The 10,200-nt window shown below is 68.1% G+C and carries 10 protein-coding genes; 1 reads left to right on the top strand and 9 read right to left on the bottom strand.

Features of this window, described 5'->3' with window-relative positions; genetic code table 11:
- Window positions 1–56: 56 nt before the first annotated feature.
- From ABEL04_RS07580 to xylB, 3 genes are read right to left on the bottom strand one after another with little or no spacing between them, the layout of a single operon-like run.
- Complete coding sequence (locus tag ABEL04_RS07580) at window positions 57–986, bottom strand: CapA family protein (RefSeq protein ID WP_375801780.1); 930 nt, start codon at window positions 984–986, stop codon at window positions 57–59.
- A 12-nt stretch (window positions 987–998) separates the two neighbouring features.
- Window positions 999–2,336: an MFS transporter gene (locus ABEL04_RS07575; RefSeq protein ID WP_375801779.1), complete on the bottom strand. Its 1,338-nt coding sequence runs from the start codon at window positions 2,334–2,336 to the stop codon at window positions 999–1,001.
- Between the two features lie 36 nt (window positions 2,337–2,372).
- A complete protein-coding gene (gene xylB, locus ABEL04_RS07570; RefSeq protein WP_375801778.1) occupies window positions 2,373–3,926 on the bottom strand; it encodes a xylulokinase in 1,554 nt (517 codons plus the stop codon).
- A gap of 240 nt (window positions 3,927–4,166) precedes the next feature.
- Here xylB and ABEL04_RS07565 point away from each other — a divergent pair, with 240 nt between their 5' ends.
- On the top strand, window positions 4,167–5,330 hold the full coding sequence (locus ABEL04_RS07565; RefSeq protein ID WP_375801777.1) for a TIM barrel protein: 1,164 nt from the start codon (window positions 4,167–4,169) through the stop codon (window positions 5,328–5,330).
- A 29-nt stretch (window positions 5,331–5,359) separates the two neighbouring features.
- On the opposite strand, the gene ABEL04_RS07560 is transcribed toward ABEL04_RS07565, so the two are convergent.
- The 6 genes from ABEL04_RS07560 to ABEL04_RS07535 form a co-directional block, all read right to left on the bottom strand.
- The gene (locus ABEL04_RS07560) at window positions 5,360–6,634 is read right to left on the bottom strand and encodes a DUF4097 domain-containing protein (protein ID WP_375801776.1); all 1,275 of its coding nucleotides are present in this window, start codon (window positions 6,632–6,634) and stop codon (window positions 5,360–5,362) included.
- 49 nt (window positions 6,635–6,683) lie between these two features.
- Entirely contained in the window at window positions 6,684–7,715 is a 1,032-nt protein-coding gene (locus ABEL04_RS07555) for an anti-sigma factor family protein (RefSeq protein ID WP_375801775.1), read from the bottom strand.
- A 39-nt stretch (window positions 7,716–7,754) separates the two neighbouring features.
- Window positions 7,755–8,297, bottom strand: coding sequence for an RNA polymerase sigma factor (locus tag ABEL04_RS07550; RefSeq protein ID WP_375801774.1), 543 nt, complete (start codon window positions 8,295–8,297; stop codon window positions 7,755–7,757).
- A 263-nt stretch (window positions 8,298–8,560) separates the two neighbouring features.
- The gene (locus tag ABEL04_RS07545) at window positions 8,561–9,115 is read right to left on the bottom strand and encodes a Uma2 family endonuclease (RefSeq protein WP_375801773.1); all 555 of its coding nucleotides are present in this window, start codon (window positions 9,113–9,115) and stop codon (window positions 8,561–8,563) included.
- 48 nt (window positions 9,116–9,163) lie between these two features.
- Window positions 9,164–9,337 (bottom strand): hypothetical protein, encoded by a 174-nt coding sequence (locus tag ABEL04_RS07540; RefSeq protein WP_375801772.1) that lies wholly within the window; start codon window positions 9,335–9,337, stop codon window positions 9,164–9,166.
- A 279-nt stretch (window positions 9,338–9,616) separates the two neighbouring features.
- On the bottom strand, window positions 9,617–10,200 hold a 584-nt coding region (locus ABEL04_RS07535), incomplete at its 5' end, for a TRAM domain-containing protein (RefSeq protein WP_375801771.1).

Genomic DNA, 10,200 nt, shown 5'->3' with positions numbered 1-10,200 from the left:
AAGGGGTAAGAGGGAAGGGGTAAGAGGGAAGGGGTAAGAGGGAAGGAGGTGGGGATTCAAGAATCGTCGTCGGGGGTGAGGTGTTGGGGGGCGGGCGGCTCGGGGTGGCGGAGGGTGACGTGGCACCGGTGGCGGTCGCGGTCCAGATCGATCTCGCGGTAACGGGCGCGGGTGAGTTCGGGCGGGCCGGTCGGAGAGGGGGCGAGGTCGATCCTGAGCAGCGCGCCTTCGCCGAGGACGGGGAGCTGTTTGCCCGTGATGAAGTTGCCGAGCGACCACGCCACCAGCTGCCCGTCGTGGCGCTCCAGGGGCTGGGGCAGGTGCGTGTGGTGGCCCACCGTCAGGTCGTACCCGTCGGGCGGCGTCTGGTCGGGCCGCGGCTGCCGCTCGTGCTCGTAGCCCCAGTGCGGAAACGCGATGTGCAGTCCTGGCGCGGGCGGGGCCCCCGGATCGTAGCGGGCCGCGCCGTCGCCCGGGCGATTGAGCCACCACGTCCAGGCCGTCAGGCTCAGGTCGTCGGCGAGGAAGAGGCGCGGCCGGTCGGCGGTCCCCAGCCACCGAATGCCCCGGCGATCGAGGCGACGGGTCGTGCGGCGCAGGGCCTCCGGTCCAAAGTCCGTCGCGTGGTTGTTGGCCACCGACACCACCCAGTCCTCCAGGGGCTTGATCCGCTCCATGCCCTCAAAGATGTCCGGCGTGTGCTTCATGAGGAACGGCTTCCAGGCCTGGTCCGAGAAAATCCCCTCGAAGTTGCCGATCACCACGTCGCAGTCCGACAGGAAGGCCCGCACGCCCTCTCCCAATTGCGCCTCGCGACCGAAGAGCGGGCAGATGTCGCCCACGAAGCCGATCGTTCGGTGCGGGGATGCGTCGCGGATCCGCAGGTCTCGGTCGAGGGAGGCGGGGCGAGGGGGCGGGCCGGTAAAGCGGCGCCACACCATCGGCACGAATTCGCGGAGAGAATAGGGGCTGAAGGGGACGCGCACGGGGCGGAGTACTCAGGAGGCATCTGTGAGCGAAGGACGGTCGGTTGGTTTCTCATCGGGGGTCGGGATGGGCGGGAGCCAGCGGAGGAGCACGAGCGGCACCACGCCCAGGACGGCGGCGCAGAGGAAGATGGAGCGGGCCTCGAGCAGAGCATCGAGCGGCGTAATGAGGGCACTGCCCACCACGTTGCTCATGTTGCCGAGCGTCATGTAGATCGTAAACTGGGTGGCCGCCACCGCGTCACGCGTCGTCGTCATGTAGATGGCCTGCAGCGACATGCGCAGGGTCATGTCGAAGAACATGCCGGCCAGTAGGAAGGCGACGACGAGACCCGAGACCGACCACCACGGGCGGGTCGTGGCGAACGCGAGGAAGGTGGCAATGATGCCGACGGCCGCCGCGGCCACCATGCGGCGCCGCCCGAGCCGATCGGCGAGCCAGCCGCCGAGAACGGCCCCCGCCGCCCCGGCCAGCAGCGCCGGCCCGCCCGCGAACTGGGAGTAGCCCGTGTCCGTCCACCCGAGCTGCTGCACCGTGAAGACCGGCCCGTAGGTGACCATCATGCGGGTCGGCACCGCGGCCAGCAGCGCGAGCAGCGCCAGGATCGACGCCACGGGGCGCCGGAACGTGTCCACGAGCCGCGCCACCACGTCGCGGATACTCTCGTGGGCCGCCGCGTCCGTCGGGTCGGCGGGGGAGGTCGCGTTCGTGGCGGACGGCGCCCAGTACCGATCACTGGCTCGCTCCCGCAAGAGCAGCGGAAACCCCACGGCGATGAGCAGCAGCACGAGCTGCACGGCGATGGCGGGCCGCCACCCGAACTGGTTGAGCACCATGCTCATGCCCGCCCCCCCGATGGCGATGCCGCCGATTTTGCTGCTCCACATGGCCCCGCTCACGAACCCACGCTCATCGGGATCCAGGAGGTCGACGGCGAGGGCGTCGGTCGCCACGTCCTGCAGGGCCCCGAACAGGTTGTAGACGAAGATGATGAGCGCGATGGGGACGAGGCCCACGCCCTGCACGCCGGGCACGGCCAGCAGCACGCCCAGCGACACGAGCATGCCACACTGCGCCACGAGGATCCACGGCCGGCGACGGCCCATGGCCGAGTGCGAGTGGCGGTCGAGCCACGGCCCATACAGCACCTTGATGCCCCAGGGCACGTAGTTGATGGTCATCAGGGCGGCGACGGCCCCGGCCGAGTAGCCCTGCTCGGCCAGAAGGGCGGCGAGCGTGATGGTGATGAAGCCGGTGGGGATGCCCTGCACGAGGTAGAGCGCCGAGAACGTGACGAGCCGGAGTCGTGGCGACTGGGCGAGCGTCATGCAGCCGGGGGACGAAGACATTCGGCGGAGGCGGAGACGTATGTAGGCGCCCGGGCGTCAGGAGTTCGCGTCGTGAGCGTCCGTGGCCTCGGCCAGGGCGTCGAACTGATCGGTCAGGGCGGGGTAAAGGGCCTGGTATCGCTCGAAGAGCGCATCGTACGGGTCCGTGGCGTCCATCGGGGCGGTGCGGCCCTGCACCTGCACGGCGGCCTGACTCGCGGTAGGCACGTCCGGAAAGACATCGCCCCCCACGCCCGCCAGGAGGGCCGCCCCGACCGCCGCGCCGTGGGGCGTCGTGGTGTGGACCAGCGGCGCGTCGAGCACGGTCGCCAGGATGCGCCGCCAGAGTTCGCTCTGCGCCCCGCCGCCGGAGACGCGCACCTCGGTCGGCGCCACGCCCCGGGCCCGCATCAGGTCGAGTGACTCCCGCAGCCCGAAGGCGACCCCCTCCAGCACGGCCCGCGTGAGGTGGGCGCGCTCGTGGCGGTGATGCAGTCCAAAGAAGACGCCGCGGGCGTTCGGGTCGGCGTGGGGCGTGCGCTCGCCGCTGAGATAGGGGAGGAAGAGCAGTCCTTCGGCGCCGGGCGGGACCTCGTCCGCTTCGGCGAGGAGCCGCTCGTAGCCCCGCGCCTCCGCGTCCGAGTCCAGCAAATCATCAAACAGGTCCACGTACCAGCGGAGCGACCCAGCGGCCGACAGCATCACGCCCATCAGGTGCCAGGTGTCCGGGGCCGCGTGGCAAAAGGCATGCAGGCGCCCCTCCGGATCATGCTGGTAAGAGGCGGTGGGCGCGAAAACGACGCCCGAGGTGCCCAGCGTGACGACAGCGCTGCCGGGCTCCACGATCCCGGTGCCCACCGCCTGCGCCGCCTGATCGCCCGCCCCGCCCACGACCGGCGTGCCTTCGGGCAGCCCGGTGGCCTCCGCCGCCGCAGCGTGCACCCGCGCGCTCACCGCCGCCGATTCCGTGACCCGCGGCCGCCACGCCTCGGGCACCTGCACCGCCTCGCACATCGCGTCGGACCATCGCCGCTGCTCCACGTCGAACAGCGATGTGCCGGAGGCGTCCGACACGTCCGTCGCCTGGATGCCGGTGAGACAGTAGCGGAGATAATCCTTTGGTAGCAAGAAGGCCTCGGTCTGCTCGTAGATTTCCGGCTCGTGGGTGCGCACCCATTCAATCTTTGGGGCCGTGAAGCCGGGCAGCACCGGGTTGCCCGTGTGCTCCACCACCGCGTCCGCCCCCACCCGTTCGGTGATCGCGTCGCACTCGGCCCCGGTGCGCTGGTCGTTCCAGAGGACGGCCGGGCGGAGCGCGTCGCCACCTGCGCCGAGGAGCACGAGGCCGTGCATCTGTCCTGTGAGGCCAATCCCCGCGATGGTCTCGGGCGTCACGGCGTCGTCGGCGAGCACGGCCCGAATGCTCTGCACCGTCGCGTCCCACCAGTCCGTCGGGTCCTGCTCGCTCCACGACGGGCGGGGCACGTCCGGTTCGACACTGTGGCTCGCGTGGGCCACCACCGTGCCGAACGGGTCGAGGACGATCGCTGTGCTGCCGGTCGTGCCGAGATCGATGCCGAGGAGGTGCACAGAGCGGTCGGATTGGTGCATAGGCCTGTCAAGGATCGCAATCTATCAACTGACACGCCGGTCGGCAACCGGTCTCGCGTGGATGCGTGGAGGCTTCGGATGCATAAAGGCAACAGCGTTTCTGCTTCCATGCTTCCAGGCGTCCATGCCTCCATGGCTTTTGTGCCTCCGTGCCTGCAACCGATTGTCTTCGCCCGATTACTTCGGTACCCTATCACAAAGAAATCGCCTCTTGCTCTTCTCCCTTCGCCCCTCACCGCCATGCCCCTCCCCGACCTCCGCGACCAGGCCGAGCCGCAGATCCCCGAGGAGCGCCTGGAGCACCTCCGCAATTTCGAACTCGACCTCAGGTTCACAGCCGGTATCTGGTACTTCACGCCGTTCGACAGCCGCTTCCACGACAAGTACAAGGATGACAAGTCGATCGAGGAGCGGTTGGAGATGGCCGCGCCGCTGAAGGACGACGGCCTCGTGGGCCTGGAGGCGCACTACCCGAACGAGATCAACGAGGAGAACCTGGACCTGTGGCAGGACTTCGTCGAGGACACGGGCATCCGGATCGTGACGGTGATCCCGCTCCTGTTCTACGACGCGGACTTCGAGTTCGGCTCCCTCTCGAACCCGGACGACGACGTGCGCGACAAAGCCATCGGGCGCCTGAAGCGCAGCCTGGAGCTGAACAAGGAGCTGGGGACGGACTTCTGCGTCGTGTGGCCGGGCATCGACGGGTTCGAGAACGCGTTCGGGATCAACTTCATGCGGATGCGCAAGCGGTTCGCGGCGGGGATGGCCGAGGCGATGGACGCGGTGCCGGGCGTCCGCATCGCCTTTGAGCCGAAGCCGTACGAGCCGCGCGGACACACCCTCTTCCCCACGACCCCGGAGGGAGTGCTGCTCGGGCAGCAGGTGGAGTCGATGCTGGAGGCGGAGGTAAACCAAGAGCTGCTGGCGAAGGGCCACTCGCTCGTGGGCATGAATCCGGAGGTGGGGCACGTCCACATGGGCTACGAGGACCTGGCCTACGCCTTCTCGTGGCCCCTGTCGGACGGACGCCTCGCCCACACGCACTGGAATAGCCAGCCGCTCGGCAACTACGACCAGGACCAGAACGTAGGCGCCATTAGTCCCGAGCAGGCCGAGGCGCTGCTCTACCTCCTCAAGCTACACGGCTACCAGGGCCACTTCGGCATCGACGTCAACCCCGAGCGCATGCCGGTGACGACGGCCCTCCGCATCTCGATGGACGCCCTCCGCGCCATGAACGACCGCATCAACGCCCTCGACCACGAGGCCATCCTGAAGGCGCGCCGGAACCCGGACGAGCATCGGGGCCTCATCGAGGCGCTGCTCGTGCAGGCCCGGGCGCCGAACCCGGACGAGCTGACGGCCACGAGCGCGCTGAGCCATCCCGAATCGTCGGACTGAGAATCAGTGGGGGCGCTTTTCGGGTTCGGTCAGTTCTCGCTCGTGCGAATCTGAATTGACCCTCCGGAGGTCTCGAGCCGGAGGCCCGGACCGCCGCCGTTCATGTCGCCGCGGGCCCGGAGCGGCTCGCCGTCGCCGCCCTCGCGCGTGAGGGGAACGTCACTCCGGATGTTGTCCGGGTCGCCGCCCCCCATCTGATCCTCGACCTTCGCCTGGATGGAGGCCTGCAGGGAGGCAGGCACGGTAAGCTGGATGTCGCCGTGCGAGGTCGTGAGGTCCATCGCCGGATCTGTGGCGTACGACGTGGCGACGGATTGAACCTCGATATCTCCCACGGAGGTCTCGGCCTGAACGGGGCCCTCCACGCCGCGAAGCTCGATGTCCCCCGCCGAAGTCTCAGCGTCGACGGCCCCGCGGAGCCCGCGCCCCTCGATGTCGCCCCCCGACGTTTCGGCCGTGGCGTCCCCGCCGATGTCCTCAAGAATGATGTCGCCCCCTGAGGTTTCGGCGTTCACCGATCCGGACGCGCCGCGAACGGTGACGTCTCCGCCGGACGTGTTGGCCCGCACGGAGCCCTGCGCGCCGTCGACTTTGATCGAACCCCCGGCCGTTTCGGCGTCGACACGGGCGCCCGCGCTCGACACTGCAATCGAACCGCCAGCCGTCTCCAGCTGGAGTTCGCCGGTGACGCTGTCGGCCTCAATCGACCCTCCGGCGGTATTTCCCTGAGCAGTCCCATCGATCGAGCGGAGGGTCACAGAGCCACCGGCGGTCTCGACCTTCACGTCGCCGACGATGTTTTTGGCCCCGATCGAGCCCCCGGCGGTCTGCCCGTCGACCGTGCCCTCCAGCCCCCTGATCTCCACCGAGCCCCCGCCGGTGCGGACGGTGGCGTTGAAGCGGCGGGGCACCGTCACCTCGTACTGATACTGCGCGTCGGGCTCTCCGTCGCCAAACCAGCTGTCATCGTCGTCCACGTCGGGGCCCCGGACGCGGACTGTATTGTCCGTGTGCTCGTAGCGCGTGGGATGGGTGTTGAGGTACTCCTTCGCCGCCGAGCGGGAGGCATTCTGGAACCGGATGGTCTCCTCGATCGAGACCTCGTTCTGGGAGCCGCCCGTGACGGTGACGCTCCCGTTCGTGGCGTGGAGGTCGAGCGTCCCCCCGGGCTCGACGCTGAATGACTTGGTAATCGTCGTCTCCAGCCCGTCCTCCGTGCGCTGAATCGGTTGCGCGAAAAGGAGAGAGGGCGAGAGGGCGAGGGTGAGAAGAAGGAGAGCGAACGTGCGGGCGAAGCGGGTCATGGAGGGTCGGGAAGATGGGTCGAGAAAAACGCGGTGTGGGAACGTTCGTCTACGGACGCCCGGCATTGGACGCGCCGTTGAGGGCGACTGTCTGGAGGGCCGAGCGGGCCTGGTAGCGCAGGTAGTCGTTCGGATCATCGCGCAGGGCGTAGAGGTAGCCGGACTCCGCCGACGAGTCGGGCGCAGCCCGGAGGGTCTGCAGGGCTCCGATGCGTAGCGCCGCCGGATTGTCGTCGAGCACGAGGCCGACGAGCAGGCTTCGCGTGGAGGCGTCGAGGGGCGTGTCCGCATGCATGCGGCGAAGGGCGCGCACGGCCCGCACCCGGAGGGCCGAATTGTCGTCGGTGCGGAGGAGAACGGTGAGGGCGCGCACCAGATCGTCGGTGGGGCGCACGCTCGCCTGCTCCAGCGTCTGGACCGCGTTCAGCTGCGGCGCAGGACGATCGCTGAGAAGGGCTGCCCGCAGCAGGCGACGGATTGCGGGGGCATCTGGCGGGCCGCTGACGCTCATCTCGTTGACGACGCTGTAGCGGACGTGCACCCGTCCGGCGCCCTGGTCGAACGAGAGGTCCCGGATGCCGCGAAACCGAGGGCGAACGCGTTCTCGCTCGAGGGAGGTGGACGGCTGTCCCAGCAGGACATCCGTCCAGAGGGACGATTCGCGGGCCGTGTCGGGGGACTCTGTCCCGCCCGACGGGGTCGAGAGCATGTTCGCCTGTCCCATCCAGAGACCGAGGGCGACGAACAGCACGGCCACGGCGCCCTGCACGGCCCACTGGCCCCCGGTTTGCGGGAGCAGGACGGGAAGGGAGTGCCACCAGCGGGACAGCCGCTCGGCGATTGAGACGGGACGGTCGACGCGCTCCAGCACCCGCCGACGAAAGCTTGCCCAGTACGACGGCGGGAGCTCGGCCCGCTCGCGGTCGGCGATCACCTCGAGGGTCGCCTGCAGGCGCTCGTACTCGTCGCGACAGTCCGCGCACGTCTCGAGATGTTCGTCGAGGCGGCGCCGGTCCTCGGGCGCAATTTCGTCAAAGAGCGCCTCCGTCATCAGGTCCTCGTATTCCGAATGGGTGCTCATGGCGGGGAATGCCTTGATTATGCTGAGGGAGCGACGGGCTTAGCGCTCGTCGCGGTAGTCCGACAGCGCGTCGCGGAGCTTGCGGGTGGCCCGGTACAGCATGCTCTTGACCGTTCCCGGCGCCACCTCCATCGCCTCGGCCACCTCACGGATCAGAAGATCGTGCTCGTGCTTGAGCACGAAGGCCGTCCGCTCGCGGGGCGACAGGACGTCCAGGGCCTCCTCGATGTCGGCCTGTATCTGCCGCCGCTCCGCCTGTTGGCTGGGGGACGGGTGGCTCCGGGCGTCGCCCGGCGTGGTGTCGACATCGGGTTGTAGCATTTCGGCCTCCGTCGCCGCACCTCGCTGGCCGTTCAGGTAGGTGTTAACCGCAATCCGGTAGAGCCAGGTGAACGGCTTCGACGCGCCCCGGAAGGTGTTCAGGGACTGGCACGCCTTCGCCAAGACCTCCTGTGAGAGGTCCTCAGCGTCGTGGGGGTCGCCGGTCAGGTCGAGGGCCAGGTGGTAGACCCGCTTCCCGTACCGGTCCACCAGTTCCTCGGCGTCCATCGAGCTCGCGATGTCAGGCGCGTCGGTCGGCACGGGGGGGACGGGGCGTCGCTGGGGAGCCGGGGGAAGCACCGGATCATTCCCTCGGCGCGTCGTGCGGGTCAGACACAGCTCCCGCGAGAATGGTTTACACGGCGACGTGTGGAGAAATGATAGGGCTTCTTGGGGGCGACGGGTCGCCACCGTGCAGCGCCCCGCCACGACCGGCGGAGCTGTGCCCTACTCAAAGCCAAGGGGCGGGAAGAGAAGAGGAGATTCCTGAATCCGCGAGCGCAAAGCCGCAGCGGTCTCCTACGCTACGGCAGGAGATCCGACACCGCGACGGAATGGTTCCGAAGCGAAGCCGCGTCGTCGGCGGAATGCACCGTCGTTTCGGCGTACGCGTCGTCCGTCGGCGCTCGGTGAACCTCCAGGTGCCGGTCGACGAGGTTGACGATCCAGTACTCGGGGAGGCCGTACCGGGCGTAAAGCTCCCGCTTTCGAGTCCGGTCGAACTGAAGTGATGCGTCGGCCACCTCAACAACGAGCACGGCCGAGGCAGGATGCTCCTCGAGGAAGTCGCGTGGGTTCCCCTCCACGACCGACACATCAGGCTCCGGCTCGGAATCGGGGCCGAGGGCGAGGGGCAACTGCTCGTCGACTAGATACTCGTCGCCTGGGAATATCCGCTGCAGAACGCGGCGGGCAAGGCGGACGGCAACGGCATGCGGCGTGTTTTGAGGACTCATCTGGACGATTTCCCCTTCGATCAATTCGACCGGGTCGTCCTCGCCCAAAAATCCCGCGTCGGCAAGGGCATGGTACTCCTGACGCGTCCAGCGGTGGGTTGTGGGGGCAGAAGTGGTTGGCATACCGCGTACCCGTTGAACAGAGCAGGGGGAGCACCTACCAGCCCGTGACTATGCCGCGGCTGATGTCTTTCCAATCTCGTCAATCATCTGGTTGTATTCCTGTACGGCTTCGTCCGACGTGTGTGGGGACTGGGGGCCCAAGTCCCCCGTCTGAAAAGAGGTGCGGTCTCGACGGAGGTCGTGCGTGACGGATTCGACGATGCGGCCCGTCGTGGCGGCCACCTGCGCAGCCTCTCGTCGCAGCGATTCGATGCCCCATGCTGCCGGGGCGCGACGACTCGCGTGTTCGATCGTCAGTGCCTCCAGGCGATCGCCTCGATAGTGTGCGAAGGTTTGGCCGGAGGGATCTCACCTCGTGCGTCTCCGTTTCCGATTGCCGAGAAGGGTCAGCGGGATCCTGAGCAGCTTGTCGGACACACAGCCGCCCTTTTTCGTGCTCCACGTCCAGATGGAGGTCGAGCGTGTCAATGTCGGGATAGTAGGTAAACACCATCACCGGAGTTACGCCATCGCGGGCTCGGTCGTAATCGAGTCGGACTGCGCGGCCTCTCCGAGCGTCGTCTTTTCGAGGGCCGTGCCCAGGAGCGTGCTGGAGGTGCAGTCGTCGATGCGGACCCGCACGTAGTCGCCCTGCTCGTAGTCCTCGCGGTCGAAGACGACGCCCTTGTTCGTGTCCGTGCGGCCGAAGAGCTGCTCGTCGCTCTTCTTGCTGGTGCCTTCCACGAGCACGGTGTGGACGCGGCCGATCTCTTCCTCGTTGCTCTCCTCCGAGTGCTGGTTCTGCAGCTCGATGATCTCTTCGAGGCGGCGCTGCTTCACGTCCTCCGGCACGTCGTCCTCGTACTTGCGCGCGGCGTAGGTCTGGGGCCGCTCGCTGTACTTGAACATGTAGGCGTGGTCGTACCGCACCTCCTCCATGAGTGAGAGGGTGTCCCGGTGCTGCGCTTCGGTCTCGCCGCAGAAGCCCGCGATGAGGTCCGTGGAGAGGGAGAGGCCGGGACAGAGCTCTTTGGCCCGCTCGGTGAGGGCCAGGTACTCCTCGCGGGTGTAGGTGCGGCGCATGCGGTCGAGCACCTCGGTGTTGC

It is taken from the genome of Salinibacter sp. (assembly GCF_042218895.1).
Taxonomy (GTDB): domain Bacteria; phylum Bacteroidota; class Rhodothermia; order Rhodothermales; family Salinibacteraceae; genus Salinibacter.
Note: the sequence above shows the minus strand (reverse complement) of the source record. Positions and strands in the feature narration are given on the sequence as shown.